Here is a 16,726-nt window from a genome sequence, read left to right as displayed (position 1 = left end):
CAAATTGAATTGTTTACAGTATAAAGGAAAAGTGAGGTAGATGTCAACAGATTATTTTAAATTTTCTGAACATTCATATACTGCTATTAAATAAAAAAAGAGATAAAAATAATTATAAATTTTGTGAAATATTTAAATTATTCCTAATGTTAAACACTGGAAAAGAGATATCTTTGTGAATTTCAACGGGTTCATGCTAGAATTTAACTGGATAAATAGTAAACAACTAGGAGGATGTATATGATTTCGAAAAAATTAATTACGTTAGGCACATTAGCAGCAACAGTATTGGTATTAGGTGCATGTAACGGAGATAAGAAAGAATCTAAAGACAGTTCATCAGACAGCAAAACAGCAACATCAATGAGTTCAAGTGTTGATGCAGTGAGTGGTGCGTCAATCAGTGATAAACCAGAAGTGATCGAAAAAGCCTTGAGTAAAGATGGTAACTGGATCGTTGCAGCAACAGCTGATCTTACTTTTGACAAAGATGTAACAGTAGCTGGTGAGTTTCACGACAAAGGGGAAGCATCAGGCGATATTTATAGAAAATTAGCATTGTATGCCCAAGATTCAGATAAAAAAATTACAGCTGAATATACATTAACTGTTCCTAAGTTAGTTGTTGAAACAGAAAACTTCAATATTGTTAACGGAACCGTTAAAGGGGATATCTTAGTAAAAGCGAACGGTTTTGTCTTGAATGGAACCAAAGTTGAAGGAAATGTAACGTTTGAAAAAGAAGAATACAAAACTTCTGCAACGTTAGATAAAGAAGGCGCTGAAATTACTGGAGAAACTACGGTTCAATAAGTAAAAAAGCGGAGGACATTCGATAAAAATCGAATGTCTTTTTTTGCAAAAAAAAGATTGCTATAATCATACGAAAAACCTTGACTTTTACTATAGAAGGAAGTACAATATACAGATGCAAAAACTATCTGAAAAATGACAAAGCAGGAGCGAAATATTGTCCGTTCCGGTTTTTAATAGGGAAACAAAAGTAGAAACGCACGAGAAATTTTCAAGAGCACATTCTATTTTTGGTTTTTTTTTGCCTAAAAACTGCAAAAAATGCTCAATATTACGGATATTTAATATTTGTAATATTAAAGAAATATTTTCGGTTAGTGTTTTGATAGACTTTTAATTAGAGGAGTGAAGAGCTTGGCTGGACACGTAGTAAAATACGGAAAACACCGCGAACGTAGAAGTTTCGCCCGGATCAGTGAAGTGTTGGAATTACCCAACTTGATCGAAATTCAAACAGACTCTTACCAATGGTTTTTAGATGAAGGACTAAGAGAAATGTTTGAGGACATTTTACCGATCGATGATTTTCAAGGGAATTTATCTTTGGAATTTGTGGATTATGAATTAAAAGAACCTAAGTATACGGTAGAAGAAGCGCGTGCACATGACGCAAACTATTCTGCACCGTTACACGTTACTCTGCGATTGACGAACCGTGAATCTGGAGAAATCAAATCACAAGAAGTATTCTTCGGTGATTTCCCTCTAATGACTGAAATGGGAACATTTATCATCAATGGTGCAGAGCGTGTTATCGTTTCTCAATTAGTACGTTCACCTGGTGTTTATTTCCATGGTAAAGTAGATAAAAATGGTAAAGAAGGCTTTGGCTCAACAGTGATTCCTAACCGTGGTGCATGGTTAGAAATGGAAACTGATGCGAAAGATATCTCTTATGTACGTATTGACCGTACGCGTAAAATTCCTTTAACTGTGTTAGTACGTGCCTTAGGTTTTGGCTCTGATGATACAATTTTTGAAATTTTTGGTGAAACATTAAGCTTACGTAATACGATCGAAAAAGATTTACACAAAAATGCTAGCGACTCTCGTACTGAAGAAGGCTTGAAAGATATTTACGAGCGTCTTCGACCTGGTGAGCCGAAAACGGCTGACAGTTCTCGTAATTTGTTAAATGCTCGTTTCTTCGATCCAAAACGTTATGACTTAGCGAATGTTGGTCGTTACAAGGTCAACAAAAAATTAGATTTAAAAACACGTCTATTGAACCTAACTCTAGGAGAAACATTGATCGATTCTGAAACAGGAGAAATCCTTGTTGAAAAAGGAACAGTGTTGACTCACCAAGTTATGGAAACACTAGGTGAACATATCGATAACGGCTTAAATAGCGTAACGTATTACCCAAGTGAAGATGGTGTGGTTACTGAACCAATGACAGTTCAAGTAATTAAGGTTCTTTCTCCAAAAGATCCAGAACGCATCGTTAACGTGATCGGTAATGGCTATCCTGATACAAGTGTGAAAACTGTTCGTCCAGCAGATATCGTAGCTTCAATGAGTTATTTCTTTAACTTACAAGAAGACATCGGTAATGTAGATGATATCGATCACTTGGGTAACCGTCGTATTCGTTCAGTTGGTGAATTACTACAAAACCAATTCCGTATTGGTTTAGCTCGTATGGAGCGTGTGGTTCGTGAAAGAATGTCGATTCAAGATACTGAAACACTAACACCACAACAATTGATCAATATTCGTCCAGTAGTGGCAAGTATCAAAGAATTCTTTGGTTCTTCTCAGTTATCACAGTTCATGGATCAAACAAATCCTCTAGGTGAGTTGACACACAAACGTCGTCTATCTGCCTTAGGACCTGGTGGTTTGACTCGTGACCGTGCTGGCTATGAAGTTCGAGATGTTCACTATTCCCATTATGGCCGTATGTGTCCGATCGAAACACCTGAGGGACCAAATATCGGGTTGATCAATAGCTTGTCAAGTTATGCCAAAGTGAACAAATTTGGTTTTATCGAAACACCTTATCGTCGTGTTGATCGTGCCACTGGCAGAGTAACAGATAAAGTAGATTACCTAACTGCTGACACAGAGGATCACTACATCGTAGCGCAAGCAAACTCACGCTTAAATGAAGATGGAACATTCGCTGAAGAATTAGTAATGGCTCGTCTGCAAAGTGAAAACCTTGAAGTGACGATCGATAGAGTCGATTACATGGACGTTTCACCTAAACAAGTAGTTGCTGTTGCGACGGCATGTATTCCTTTCTTGGAAAACGATGACTCCAACCGTGCCTTGATGGGTGCCAACATGCAACGTCAAGCAGTACCGTTGATCCAACCTCGTTCACCACTTGTGGGAACTGGTATGGAATACAAATCAGCGCATGACTCGGGTGCTGCTTTACTATGTAAACATGATGGTGTCGTTGAATATGTGGATGCATCAGAAGTACGTGTTCGCCGTGACAATGGCGCATTAGATAAATATATGGTAACGAAATTCCGTCGTTCAAATTCAGGAACAAGTTACAACCAACGTCCAATCGTTCTTTTAGGCGAAAAAGTTGAAAAAGGCGATACATTAGCAGATGGACCTTCTATGGAAGAAGGAGAAATGGCTTTAGGACAAAACGTCCTTGTCGGATTTATGACATGGGAAGGGTACAACTACGAGGATGCGATCATCATGAGCCGTCGTTTGGTGAAAGATGATGTCTACACTTCGATCCATATTGAAGAATATGAATCAGAAGCTCGTGATACAAAATTAGGACCTGAGGAAATCACGCGTGAAATTCCAAACGTCGGAGAAGATGCTTTGAAAGATCTTGATGAAATGGGAATTATCCGCATTGGTGCTGAAGTCAAAGATGGTGACCTATTAGTAGGTAAAGTAACGCCTAAAGGGGTAACTGAGTTATCTGCTGAGGAACGTTTACTACATGCGATCTTTGGTGAAAAAGCCCGTGAAGTTCGTGATACATCTCTACGTGTGCCCCATGGCGGCGGAGGAATTGTTCATGATGTGAAGATCTTTACTCGTGAAGCAGGAGACGAATTATCTCCAGGTGTAAACATGTTGGTTCGTGTTTATATCGTGCAAAAACGTAAAATCAACGAAGGCGATAAAATGGCCGGACGTCATGGTAATAAAGGGGTTGTATCCCGCATTATGCCGGAAGAAGATATGCCTTTCTTACCAGATGGTACACCGATCGATATCATGTTGAACCCATTAGGGGTACCGTCACGTATGAATATCGGACAAGTATTAGAATTACACTTGGGTATGGCTGCTCGTCAGTTAGGTATCCACATTGCAACACCGGTATTTGATGGAGCCAATGATGATGACGTATGGGAAACAGTTCGCGAAGCTGGTATGGCTAGCGATGCGAAAACAGTTCTTTACGACGGACGTACAGGTGAACCATTCGATAACCGTATCTCTGTTGGTGTGATGTACATGATCAAATTGGCCCACATGGTTGATGATAAATTACATGCCCGTTCTATTGGACCATACTCACTTGTTACTCAACAACCACTTGGAGGTAAAGCTCAATTTGGTGGACAACGTTTTGGGGAAATGGAAGTATGGGCACTGGAAGCATATGGTGCAGCTTACACATTACAAGAAATTTTAACGTACAAATCTGATGACGTTGTTGGTCGTGTGAAAACATACGAAGCCATCGTCAAAGGTGAACCAATTCCAAAACCAGGCGTGCCGGAATCATTCCGCGTATTGGTAAAAGAATTACAATCACTAGGGTTAGATATGCGCGTATTGGACATTGAAGAACAAGAAATCGAATTACGTGATATGGATGACGATGATGATGACTTGATCACTGTTGATGCCCTAACAAAATTTGCCGAACAACAATCAGCGAAACAGTTAGAAAAAGAAGCAGCTGAAGCAAAAGAAGCTGCCGATGCAGTTCTTGAACAAGAAATTGAAACAGCTGAAGATACTAAAAACTAATTGTTTGAAGTCATAGTAATATTGTCAAGTTAGTGTTGATTTACGTTTTCTTTGTAGAAAGAGAGCTTGATTCAGTTGGTGGAAGGAAGTAAGCATTTGAAAGAGTGTTGTACTTTTCTTCCTCCCCCTAACTTTTCCTATCAAGAAATGGAGGGAATTCCTTTTGATCGATGTAAATAAATTCGAAAGTATGCAAATAGGTTTGGCTTCTCCAGAAAAGATCAGAAGCTGGTCTTACGGTGAAGTAAAGAAACCCGAAACGATTAACTACCGTACGTTAAAACCTGAACGTGAAGGTTTGTTCTGTGAACGCATTTTCGGCCCAACTAAAGACTGGGAATGTGCGTGTGGAAAATATAAACGTATTCGTTATAAAGGTATCGTTTGTGACCGTTGTGGTGTGGAAGTAACTCGTTCTAAAGTTCGTCGTGAACGTATGGGACACATTGAGTTAGCAGCACCCGTTTCACATATCTGGTATTTCAAAGGTATTCCATCTCGGATGGGTCTTGTGTTAGACATGAGTCCTCGTGCCTTAGAAGAAATCATTTACTTCGCATCATATGTAGTAATTGAACCAGGAGATACATCTTTAGAGAAAAAACAATTATTAACAGAGCGTGAATACCGTGATAAACGTGATCAATATGGTCAAGGATTTTCTGCTGCAATGGGTGCAGAAGCGGTTAAACAATTATTAGATAATGTTGATTTAGATGGCGAAGTTGCTGGCTTGAAAGAAGATTTGAAATCAGCTCAAGGCCAAAAAAGAACTCGTGCAATCCGTCGTTTGGACATTTTGGAAGCCTTCCGTGCTTCTGGAAACTTACCAAGCTGGATGGTTATGGATGTTATTCCTGTAATCCCGCCAGATTTACGCCCAATGGTTCAACTAGAAGGTGGACGTTTTGCGACAAGTGATTTGAATGACTTATACCGTCGTGTAATCAACCGTAACAACCGTTTGAAACGTTTATTAGATTTAAACGCACCAAACATCATTGTTCAAAATGAAAAACGTATGTTGCAAGAAGCAGTAGATGCGTTGATCGATAATGGTCGCCGTGGCCGTCCTGTAACAGGACCAGGTAACCGTCCTTTGAAATCTCTTTCTCATATGTTAAAAGGGAAACAAGGTCGTTTCCGTCAAAACTTACTAGGTAAACGTGTGGATTACTCTGGTCGTTCAGTTATCGTCGTAGGACCTAACTTAAAGATGTACCAATGTGGTTTACCAAAAGAAATGGCGATTGAATTATTCAAACCATTCGTGATGCGTGAATTAGTTCAACGCGAAATCGCAACCAACATCAAAAACGCAAAACGTAAAATCGAACGCGGCGAAGATGAAGTTTGGGATATCTTAGAAGAAGTTATCCAAGAGCATCCAGTATTGCTTAACCGGGCACCTACACTACACAGACTTGGTATCCAAGCCTTTGAACCAGTGTTAGTTGAAGGTCGTGCAATTCGTCTTCACCCGTTAGTGTGTGAAGCCTACAATGCCGATTTCGATGGGGACCAAATGGCTGTTCACGTTCCATTGAACGAAGAAGCGCAAGCTGAAGCACGTATGTTGATGTTAGCTGCTCAAAACATTTTGAATCCAAAAGATGGTAAACCAGTTGTAACACCTTCTCAAGATATGGTCTTAGGTAACTACTACCTAACTATGGAAGAAGATGGACGTGAAGGGGAAGGCATGATCTTCCGCGACATGAATGAAGCTGTTTTAGCATGGCGTAATGGATACGTGCATTTACATTCACGTATCGGTGTTCAAACAACATTACTTGGTGACAAACCATTTACGGATTGGCAAAAAGAACGTATTTTGATCACAACTGTAGGTAAGATTATCTTTAACGAAATCATGCCTGTAGAATTCCCATACTTGAATGAGCCAACTGACTACAACTTAACAGTGCAAACGCCTGATAATTACTTTGTAGAAGCGGGTACAGATATTCCTGCGCACATTAAAGCACAAGAATTAGTCTTACCATTCAAGAAGAAAAACTTAGGAAATATCATTGCTGAAGTCTTCAAGAGATTCCATATCACTGAAACTTCTAAGATGCTTGATAGAATGAAAGACTTAGGTTATAAACATTCTACTCATGCTGGTATGACTGTTGGTATCGCCGATATCATGGTCTTGCATGAGAAACAAGAAATCATCGATGATGCTCATAAACAAGTGGAAAATATCACGAAACAATTCCGTCGTGGTCTGATTACAGATGACGAACGTTATGAACGTGTTATTGCTGTTTGGAATAAAGCCAAAGATGAAATTCAACAAAAACTGATCGAAAGTATGGACGCTAAAAATCCTATCTTCATGATGTCAGATTCTGGAGCCCGTGGTAACATCTCCAACTTTACTCAGCTTGCTGGTATGCGTGGATTGATGGCCGCTCCAAACGGACGTATCATGGAATTACCGATCATCTCAAACTTCCGTGAAGGACTTTCTGTCTTGGAGATGTTTATCTCTACCCATGGAGCTCGTAAAGGGATGACCGATACAGCCTTGAAGACAGCCGATTCAGGTTACTTGACTCGTCGTTTAGTTGACGTTGCCCAAGATGTTATTATTCGTGAAGACGATTGTGGAACGGACCGTGGTCTAGTGATCCAATCTATTCGTGAAGGAAATGAAATCATTGAGCCGTTAGAAGAACGTCTACTTGGACGATATACCCGTAAAGCTGTTATGCATCCTGAAACTGGCAAAATGATCATCGGTGAAGATCAACTGATTTCAGAAGATCTTGCAAGAGAAATTATTGATGCTGGGGTTGAAACGGTAACGATCCGTTCCGTATTTACATGTAACACGAAACATGGTGTATGTAAACACTGTTATGGCCGTAACTTAGCAACTGGTTCAGGCGTTGAAGTTGGGGAAGCAGTTGGTACAATTGCTGCTCAATCAATCGGAGAGCCTGGTACTCAATTAACAATGCGTACGTTCCATACAGGTGGGGTTGCCGGAGATGATATTACTCAAGGTCTTCCTCGTGTCCAAGAAATCTTTGAAGCACGTAATCCTAAAGGTCAAGCAGTTATTACAGAAGTTACCGGTGAAGTAATCGATATTTCTGAAGATCCTGCAACACGTCAAAAAGAAGTAACGATCAAAGGAAAAACCGATACTCGTACGTACACTGTTCCTTATACAGCTCGTATGAAAGTGGCTGAAGGCGATACGATTCATCGTGGGGAACCGTTGACAGAAGGTTCGATCGATCCTAAACAATTACTACAAGTTCGCGATGTATTATCTGTTGAAAACTACCTATTGCGTGAAGTACAACGTGTTTACCGTATGCAAGGGGTAGAAATCGGCGATAAACATATTGAGGTAATGGTTCGTCAAATGCTTCGTAAAGTTCGTGTCATGGATCCAGGTGATACTGAAATCTTACCAGGTACATTACTAGATATTGCTGAATTTAAAGATCGTAACTATGACACATTAGTAGCTGGTGGCGTTCCTGCAACAAGCCGTCCAGTCTTACTAGGAATCACAAAAGCATCATTAGAAACAAATAGTTTCCTATCTGCTGCGTCATTCCAAGAAACAACTCGTGTGTTAACAGATGCTGCGATTCGTGGTAAAAAAGACCCATTACTTGGTTTGAAAGAAAATGTTATCATTGGTAAGATCATCCCAGCTGGTACTGGTATGGCTCGTTACCGTAACATGGAACCAAAAGAAGTTGGCGTAGCAAGCGAAAATGTCTATAGTATCTCTGATATTGAAGCACAAATGGCTGCTGAAGATGCTTTGAATGAGTTGAATAAATAATAGTGAACAAAAAGGCTTGAAATCACATGATTTCAAGCCTTTTTTATTTAATAAAGTTCTGATGCAGCTTCTTGATCTAAAATAATTGTTAAATTAGGATGGGTTTGTAATAAAGAGGCAGGGACATCATTTGTAATTGGACCGAAGAATGCCTGTTTGATGATCGCCGCTTTTTTCTTGCCTGTGGCAAAGAGTACGATTTCTTTTGCCTGCATCACGCTTTTTGGTCCCATGGTTACGTAAAATTCTGGACGTTCATTTTCATCGCCGCCGACCTCGCTTAATAAAATATCCTTCATGTTCTCAGTAGCGTTTTCTCCTACATAAGAGGTTAGGTCTTCAAATTTTGTTGTACCTGGTAAGTTTCCGCAATAATGGCCATCAGCTCCGATGCCCAGTAGAATCAAATCTAGTCCGCCATCTTGTTCGATTCTTTTGTCCTGATTTTTGTAGTTTTTTTCATCTAAGGGATGAATCTGACTCTCAGGAATTTCTGCTGGTTTAAAGAAGAGGTTATCGAGATTTGCCATCGTTACACCATATCCTTTTTTTTGTTTGAACGGAATCTCATCAAAATTATAATAATGAACATTGTCAAAATAAGATTTGTTTTTTACATCAGAAACTAGGTATTCATACATTTTAACCGGTGTCGATCCAGCGGTTATTGCTAAATTCACTCGTCTATTTTGATACATTTTGCCTAATAGAAAATTTGCAGCGACCCGACTCATTTTTTCATAGTTTTCTTCAATAATAATTTTCATTTTTTTTACAGCTCCTTCTTTTTCTTTAATTTATCATATGGGAACCATCCCATGTCAATCGAATTTTTATAGGTAAAGTAGTATTCTAGAATTTATTAGTCCATATGTTTCACAGGGATGTGAGAGTAGTAGATGTATATTGATAAGTTCAGAATAGCATAGAAATACAGTTGCTTACTTCCTAAAGGAATAAATAGTCCTGGAAAGTAGTTGTAAGGGTACTTTCGTTGAGATATAATTAACATATTGGCCGAATCAAATTAGGAGGTGTGGAATCGTGGATATAAAGATAGAATTAGGTAAAAAAATTCGGACGTTTCGCGAACAAAAGAAATTAAGCAGAGAAGCATTTTGTGATGACGAACTGGAATTGACTGTTAGGCAACTTTCGCGAATTGAGTCTGGTGAATCACTCCCAACACTCCCTAAACTTACATATATTTCAAAACAGCTTTCTATACCTATTTCGCACTTGATAAACGAAAATGACATTATATTACCTAAACGTTATATTCAGTTGAAAATGGGTTTATTCAAACGTCCACCACAATATAATGATGCGATGAAAAAAATGGTCGAGGACACCTTTGAGGAAATATATAAGGACTACTATGAGACTTTACCTGAAGAAGAGCAGCTTTTAGTGGATACTGCTCAGGCACAAAATGATGTAAATCTTTCAAAGAAAATCGATTTTGGTGAGGGAATACTGCAGGATTATTTTTTTCAAGTTAGAAACAAAAAAGAGTATTCTGAAAATGATTTGTTAATTGTACATTTATATTTTGCCTGTTGTTATTATAAGCCATTTGAAAATAAAGAGTTCGATACTTTGGTGGAGAAGACATTGGAACAAGTCAATTATAGTTCGGAATTTGGGTTGATTATTTTAAATAGAATTCTAATTACGATAATTGGTCTATACATTTTTTCTGATCGATATGATAAAATTTTAAACATTACAAAGATTTCAAATACTATCATGAAAATGAGAATGGATTTTCATCAAAAACCGATTATTGATATGCTTGAGGGAAAGTATTGGCTGCACCATAATGATCTAGAGAGAGCGAATAAAAAATATAATGATGCAATATTACTTGCTCAATTACATGGTGAGGAGCAATTGTCAGGTAAAATTAAGCAAGAATGGGAACAAGATCTAAATAGTTAATTGTAGACTGTAGAGACATGAATGATGTCTTTATGGTCTTTTTTATTTGATAAATTAATAACCGGACAAAGATGTCCTGTTGGATTTAAGAAGAAAACAGTAAAGTACTATATGTAAAGAGGACACAGTGAAAAAAGATAAATACGATGAAGAAGTTTGAGTGAAAATCATAAAACAGGACAAAAATGTCCTGTTGAAAAGAAGTGTAACACCTTAAAGTAATATATATAAGTGATACAAGAAATAAAACGAAAAGGGAGGAATAACATATGAGACTATGGAGTATTTTATGCGGATATTGGTGGGAATTATAAAACAATAAAATAATATGACAGATAAATGAACTGTAGCAACTTAGTTAATAAAAAGAGGGAATATTTATGACAAATATAAAATATTTTATTAAAGATCAAGAAATTATACATAGAAAATTAGTTATTGTAAATGATGGTAATGAAGACAAGTTACTGAAAATAATTAACAGAGGCGAGCTGTTGAAAATTGTTATGCTTCCTCAAAAAACAGAAAAGGAATTACTTTTTGATTATTTGAATGTAGAAGATGTTGAAGTGTTAGAAATAAAGTAAAGAAAATTCAGTTAAATCATAGGAGTGATAAAGATGCAAGAAGTTAGAATGAATAACTATTTAGTAAAAACGAAGAGTTTAGTGAAGAAATATAAAGATTACCATGCTGTAAATGAAGTATCAATGACGATCAATCAGGGAGATATTTATGGATTTATTGGTAAAAATGGTGCAGGTAAAACGACTTTTATTCGGATGTTAACTAATTTAATCGAGAAAAGTTCAGGTAGTATCGAATTTTTTAACGGTAAGGAAAAAATAAAAGTTGGTGCTGTGATAGAATCACCAGCATGCTACCCCTATCTATCTGCACAAGAAAATTTGAATTATTATGCTATCCAAATTAATTTGCCTGATAGAAAAAATCGTATTAAAGAAGTGCTGGAGTTTATTGGATTAGGAGCTGTGGGTCAGAAAATGTTTAGAGATTTTTCTTTAGGCATGAAGCAACGCTTAGGGATTGGGTTAGCTATATTGAATAACCCGAATTTACTTATTTTAGATGAACCGACTAATGGTTTAGATCCACAAGGGATTGTTGAAATTAGAGAAATCATAAAAAAATTAAATAAAGAGTACAAAACAACGATCTTAGTATCCAGTCATATTTTATCAGAATTATCAATGATAGCGACTAGATATGGAATTATTCACCAAGGAAAATTGATTAAAGAAGTGACGACTCAAGAACTTGAGAATGAATGCAAAAAAACAATCATTCTATCAAGTATAGGTAATCAAAAATGCCAGGATGTTTTAGAAAAAGAAGGATATGTTGTGCATATTGATGATGCTGGATTAACAGTTAATGCAGAAAAGTCTGAAATGCCAAGTATTTCTGAGCTTCTATTTAACAATCAATTGTATCTTACTTATTTTTCATACAAAGAAGAAAGCTTAGAAGATTATTATTTAAAATTAACAGAGTAGAGGAGAGTTTATATGTTAAGTCTATTAAAATCAGATAGTTATAGAATTTTAAAAGGTAAGCTTGGTTTTTATTCAGTAGCAGGTTTAATTATATTCGGTATATTTTTTGGAATAGTTAGAGATGATACGCCAAGTTTAGAAGTGATTCAAGATGGTTTATCTAGTGCTTCGATTTTTGTCTCAATTTTTATGATCAATATTTTTATTATTGTTTGGGGCCATGAGTTTACTTATCGGGTCGTCAATAATTCATTGATTTTTGGAATTAAAAGATGGGTATATTTTCTAAGCAAGGTTGTATTAACCTTCGGTATGGTGATTCTCTTTTTAGTCATTTATACAGGAGCATTAGCAAGTACGGTGTGGATCACAGGTGGGGGATTTTCTCTGATCGAAATGATAAAAATAATGTTATTGCAGCTACCATTGTATTTTTCAGTCAGTCTTATAGGTGTATTGTTGTTTAATGTTATTAAATCAAGTAATGTTGCAACGGCGGTATTTATAGCGTTGATTTTAATTGGAGAAGGGCTAGCTTCAAGCATTATCTCAAGTTATTTTTTAGCAGCAAATGCGCTATTGGATACGCTACTATTTACGAATATTAGACAACTGACAGATTATCAAAATGTATCAAACCAGACCTTTGTAATTGTTTTTAGCAGTGCATTAGTCTATAGCATCATATTCTATGTATGTAGCTATATGTTATTTAAAGAAAGAGATTTCAAATAATAAAAAATAGAAGAGGAAAGTGAAGTGTATGAAAAAGAAACTGATGATTTTGATCCTTGTGGTCGCGGTTGTTCTTTTTGTGGGCTATACAACAATGCGCTCAGATAAAACCACAAAAGCTATAACAAAAGATTGGCGCTTTTCAACAGATATGATTGACTCGCTATCGTTATTGGGCGCTGAACAAGATGTTAAGACAACGATTATTGAAACTGAAAAAGAAGAAACTGTGGTTAAATTAGCCGGAAAAGTGTCTGACAAAACAGAAAAAGAGCTCAATAAGGTAAAAACTAAAGCGACAAGTTTAGAAATTACATTGTCCGATACAGATGGATTCAAATTGATGCCAAGCAGTGATGGGAAAAGTGAACTAGAAATGCAGGTTTTCTTAGGCAAAAATGCCAGCATAAAAAATTTGAAAATAGAGTCAATAGTAGGAAATGTTGATGTTACGGTCCCACAAGATTTTCAAGGGAAGTATGTGACGATTGCTAAAAATGGCGGAGAAGTTTTAGCAGTTCCAGATACTAGTAAAGATCAGGATGAAGTTATAGAGATTAGTACCATCGGAGATATTCGCATTAAAAAGTAAGGAGAATGTACTATGTATGCCCATTATATGCAACATTCAACGACAGATTGTGGAATCGCCTCGTTAAAAACGATATTAAAACAACTACGAATAAAAATTGGTAATGAGAATGAATTATATCAACATTATAGTATTAAAAAAACGCAAGGACTTTCTCTGGATGAAATGAAAACCATTTTAAAAAAGTACGGAGTAAACTCTAGTGCATATGGAGTGACAGATTTTGAGAAATTAAAAAAAGTTGAGAAACTTCCTATGCTATTGGTCGTAGAGAATGATGGTGTAGGTCACTATGTAGTTGTTCATGAGATAAAGGATAATCAGTCATTCATAGTCTCTAATCCTGCAGAAAGCACTCTAATAGAATACGATGAAGCCTATTTAAAATCAATATTTTTAGGCTATGCCCTATGTATTGCAGATTCTAATTCAGTTGTTACACATAGATCAAAAAAGAAATTCAGAATGAATAAGGTGGAATCAAGTCTAGGTAAAAGACTTTACAAAGAAGTCATGCAAGAGATTTCTTATAGCTTAAAAGTAAAAATGATTGGATTGATCTTGTTAAAATACCTACTTCCGATAGTAACAACTTTTCTAATTCAAGGAACACTATCATTAAATAGAACAGATTCTGCTCCTATGTTTGTTTTTGTAATATCTGTAGCGTTATTGTTGATTTTAGGATTCTATAAAATCAATATTATGGAAGGAAAGCAAAAAGTTACACTTGAAAATAAGATTCAAGAAAAAATTTTAATGAAATATTATGTTCAAAAAGTTAGTGATATCAGATCTGGCGGTAATAGAGATAATGTCACTGGTTATTTTTGGAATTTGTTTGGTTCAGTTTCGGGTTTGCTGGAAAAATTTTATTTTAAGCTTAATTTAGTTTATGTATTGCTATTGGCAAGTATTGTTTTCAGTATAACGCCTTTATTATTTGGTGTTTTAGTTTTCTGGATTGGTTTATTTTCTTATTTTTTAAAAAGGAAAATAGACATTATTAGAAATAATGAAAAAGATGTCATTGGAAAATCATCGGTGTTTTCATTTTCTGTTGAGAATAATATCAAAAGCTCATTTGATATCAATTTGTTTTCCAAGAATAAAGAAGCAGAAAGCTTTGTTCAACAGAAAATCCAAGATTATTTTGAAAGTAAAAATCAAATGGTCACGAATGATTTGAAAATAGCTTCAATGTTTCAAGTGTTTTCAACGCTTATCTCAATTTCAACATTTGTTGTGTTCGGTGTAAATGCAGCACTTCACACTGGAAGTACTACTAGTTTATTAAATGATTCAAATGGTATTTTGATTATTTCTATCATACTTAGTTCAGTTGCGCCAGTTCTGCAATCATGGTTGAGTTATCAAAAAAGTGCCATTGCGATTGATTATATTCAAAGTGGCGAAGATTATACTGAGCAAGCGGAAAAATCAGAGGATGTATTAGATGTTCCAAAAATCACCACTATTGATGTGAAGAATTTGAATTTTTCTTATGATGAGAAAAAGAAGATATTCAAACAGTTTGATACGAGATTTGAAGCAGGAAAACTATACACTCTTATTGGAGATAATGGTTGCGGAAAATCAACACTCATTAATTTGCTTTCAGGGGTGTTAGATCCAGATTCTGGAATAATGATTGTTAATGAATCAGTCGAAAGGAGATCATTTAAAAATACCAGTATTAGAGAATATATTAGTTTGTATTCGCCTGAATTCAATTTGTATGGCAATACCGTTGGTCGTAATATTCGCTATAAGGTGTTTAATGAGAATTTGACAACAGAGCAGAAGTCTCACTATGATGACTTGCTGGATTTAAAGTTGCCAAATAATTATTTGATTCAGAGCGAGGGTCGAAACTTATCTCAAGGCCAAAAACAAAAAATTCTATTAATGCGAGCTTTGTATCAAGATACGAGTCTTTATATTTTTGATGAACCAACAGGAAATTTAGATAGTGCGTCTAAGAAAAAATTTATGAATTATATCAAAAAACTAGCTAATGATGAAAAAAAGATCGTGATTGTAATAAGTCATGAGACAGATGTTTTAGAATATGCTGATGAAATTATCAATATAAAAGAAAAAAGACGGGGAGATAAGAATGAAAAATAAAACAGGAATACTGTTATTGTCTATCGTTGTTATTGTATTTTTTGTGATTCTAACAGCATCTAAAACGAGTGCCAGTATAAAAGACAACACAATATCAATCCAGCAAATCGAAGATACCATTACAAACAAAGAAGACACATTCATTTTAGTAGGAAATCGAAATTGCACGTCATGTCAAATGTTTCTACCAATTTTAGAAAAAGCAGCGAAAAAGACAGATACTGAAGTCTATTATCTGGATACTGAAAATACTAGTAATAAAAAGTTTATAACTAGTAATAACGTAACAGTGACGCCGACGATACTAGTGATCAAAGCTGGGGAACTAACACGCTATGAAGGTGCTCTAGAGTATGACACAACAAAAAATATTCTTGAAGGTAGGGAAGTAGAATGAAGTTAAAGAGAATAGCAGTATTCTTGTCAGTAATTGGATTGTTTAGCTTGGGTGGAACGGCATATGCATTAAAATTGGACAATGATAAGAAAGATCAGCAATTAGTGGTTGAGCAGTCTAACTATCCAGAGATTTACAACACAGTAGATTCAATTACATTTGATAGCTTTAAAGAAAAACTTGAAAAACAAGAAGATTTTTATGTTTATGTAGGTCGACCAACATGTGGAGACTGTAATGACTTTGAGCCGGAATTTATTAAATTGGTGGAAGAAAAAAACATTTCACAACAGATATTTTATTTAAATGTCGCAAAGGTTAAAGAGAATGAGGAAGAATGGGAAAAGTTCAAGTTGGATTACAACATTAAGTATACTCCAACACTAGCTAAATATAGTAAAGGTATTTTGACGAATAAAATAGAGTGGACACCTGAAAATGGAATATCCCTGCAGAAAGTCGCAGAGTGGATAGATAGATATGTTGAGCCAGCAGCGTTAGTCAAATAACTACTGAGTTATTAAAACTATAAAAAGAGGAGGAAAAGAAGATGAAAGAATTAACGAAAAATGAAGCGAAAATAGTAGAGGGTGGCTTGAGATTTTGTTTCTTTTATTGGAAAGGCTGGGGCTTTTTCTGTAAGTAAGAAGGCAGTGAGGAAGAGAGAACAGGTTTAAAAAAGAGAATTAATGTAAATCAAACATAAAAGAGGAGGAAAAGAAGATGAAAGAATTAACGAAGAATGAAGCAAAAACAGTAGAAGGTGGCTTGAGATTTTGTTTCTTCTATTGGAAAGGCTGGGGCTTCTTCTG

The 16,726-nt window shown here is 35.9% G+C and carries 12 protein-coding genes; 11 read left to right on the top strand and 1 reads right to left on the bottom strand.

Annotated features, from left to right (window positions below):
- Positions 1-240 precede the first annotated feature (240 nt).
- From A5819_RS05825 to rpoC, 3 genes are all read left to right on the top strand, one after another.
- On the top strand, positions 241-813 hold the full coding sequence (locus tag A5819_RS05825; protein WP_086277553.1) for a hypothetical protein: 573 nt from the start codon (positions 241-243) through the stop codon (positions 811-813).
- 354 nt (positions 814-1,167) lie between these two features.
- Entirely contained in the window at positions 1,168-4,785 is a 3,618-nt protein-coding gene (gene rpoB / locus A5819_RS05815; protein WP_176271368.1) for a DNA-directed RNA polymerase subunit beta, read from the top strand.
- Between the two features lie 163 nt (positions 4,786-4,948).
- Entirely contained in the window at positions 4,949-8,602 is a 3,654-nt protein-coding gene (rpoC, locus tag A5819_RS05810; RefSeq protein ID WP_086277547.1) for a DNA-directed RNA polymerase subunit beta', read from the top strand.
- A gap of 47 nt (positions 8,603-8,649) precedes the next feature.
- On the opposite strand, the gene A5819_RS05805 is transcribed toward rpoC, so the two are convergent.
- Positions 8,650-9,369, bottom strand: a complete 720-nt coding sequence (locus tag A5819_RS05805) for a glucosamine-6-phosphate deaminase (RefSeq protein WP_086277545.1) — start codon at positions 9,367-9,369, stop codon at positions 8,650-8,652.
- Between the two features lie 277 nt (positions 9,370-9,646).
- Here A5819_RS05805 and A5819_RS05800 point away from each other — a divergent pair, with 277 nt between their 5' ends.
- From A5819_RS05800 to A5819_RS05765, 8 genes are all read left to right on the top strand, one after another.
- Positions 9,647-10,543, top strand: coding sequence for an XRE family transcriptional regulator (locus A5819_RS05800; RefSeq protein WP_086277543.1), 897 nt, complete (start codon positions 9,647-9,649; stop codon positions 10,541-10,543).
- A gap of 380 nt (positions 10,544-10,923) precedes the next feature.
- A complete protein-coding gene (locus tag A5819_RS05795; protein WP_086277541.1) occupies positions 10,924-11,130 on the top strand; it encodes a hypothetical protein in 207 nt (68 codons plus the stop codon).
- Positions 11,131-11,163: 33 nt separating this feature from the next.
- Complete coding sequence (locus A5819_RS05790) at positions 11,164-12,060, top strand: ABC transporter ATP-binding protein (protein ID WP_086277539.1); 897 nt, start codon at positions 11,164-11,166, stop codon at positions 12,058-12,060.
- Positions 12,061-12,072: 12 nt separating this feature from the next.
- Positions 12,073-12,795, top strand: coding sequence for a hypothetical protein (locus tag A5819_RS05785; RefSeq protein ID WP_086277537.1), 723 nt, complete (start codon positions 12,073-12,075; stop codon positions 12,793-12,795).
- Between the two features lie 28 nt (positions 12,796-12,823).
- Complete coding sequence (locus A5819_RS05780) at positions 12,824-13,387, top strand: hypothetical protein (RefSeq protein ID WP_086277536.1); 564 nt, start codon at positions 12,824-12,826, stop codon at positions 13,385-13,387.
- A gap of 12 nt (positions 13,388-13,399) precedes the next feature.
- The gene (locus A5819_RS05775) at positions 13,400-15,517 is read left to right on the top strand and encodes an ATP-binding cassette domain-containing protein (protein ID WP_086277534.1); all 2,118 of its coding nucleotides are present in this window, start codon (positions 13,400-13,402) and stop codon (positions 15,515-15,517) included.
- Positions 15,507-15,914: a thioredoxin family protein gene (locus A5819_RS05770; protein WP_086277532.1), complete on the top strand. Its 408-nt coding sequence runs from the start codon at positions 15,507-15,509 to the stop codon at positions 15,912-15,914. Before A5819_RS05775 ends, A5819_RS05770 begins: the two co-directional genes overlap by 11 nt.
- Entirely contained in the window at positions 15,911-16,423 is a 513-nt protein-coding gene (locus A5819_RS05765) for a thioredoxin family protein (RefSeq protein ID WP_086277530.1), read from the top strand. The genes A5819_RS05770 and A5819_RS05765 overlap by 4 nt, the downstream gene beginning before the upstream one ends.
- Positions 16,424-16,726 lie beyond the last annotated feature (303 nt).

Source organism: Enterococcus sp. 7E2_DIV0204, from assembly GCF_002140855.1.
Classification (GTDB): Bacteria; Bacillota; Bacilli; order Lactobacillales; family Enterococcaceae; genus Enterococcus_L; species Enterococcus_L lemimoniae.
The sequence above is the reverse complement of the archived record's forward strand: the minus strand, read 5'-3'. Positions and strand labels throughout refer to the sequence as shown.

Bases quoted from the DNA above. Each gene is read 5' to 3' on its own strand.
- A5819_RS05825 (WP_086277553.1), top strand. From the start codon at position 241: ATGATTTCGAAAAAATTAATTACGTTAGGCACATTAGCAGCAACAGTA.
- A5819_RS05805 (WP_086277545.1), bottom strand. From the start codon at position 9,369: ATGAAAATTATTATTGAAGAAAACTATGAAAAAATGAGTCGGGTCGCT.
- A5819_RS05795 (WP_086277541.1), top strand. From the start codon at position 10,924: ATGACAAATATAAAATATTTTATTAAAGATCAAGAAATTATACATAGA.
- A5819_RS05790 (WP_086277539.1), top strand. From the start codon at position 11,164: ATGCAAGAAGTTAGAATGAATAACTATTTAGTAAAAACGAAGAGTTTA.
- A5819_RS05785 (WP_086277537.1), top strand. From the start codon at position 12,073: ATGTTAAGTCTATTAAAATCAGATAGTTATAGAATTTTAAAAGGTAAG.
- A5819_RS05780 (WP_086277536.1), top strand. From the start codon at position 12,824: ATGAAAAAGAAACTGATGATTTTGATCCTTGTGGTCGCGGTTGTTCTT.
- A5819_RS05775 (WP_086277534.1), top strand. From the start codon at position 13,400: ATGTATGCCCATTATATGCAACATTCAACGACAGATTGTGGAATCGCC.
- A5819_RS05770 (WP_086277532.1), top strand. From the start codon at position 15,507: ATGAAAAATAAAACAGGAATACTGTTATTGTCTATCGTTGTTATTGTA.
- A5819_RS05765 (WP_086277530.1), top strand. From the start codon at position 15,911: ATGAAGTTAAAGAGAATAGCAGTATTCTTGTCAGTAATTGGATTGTTT.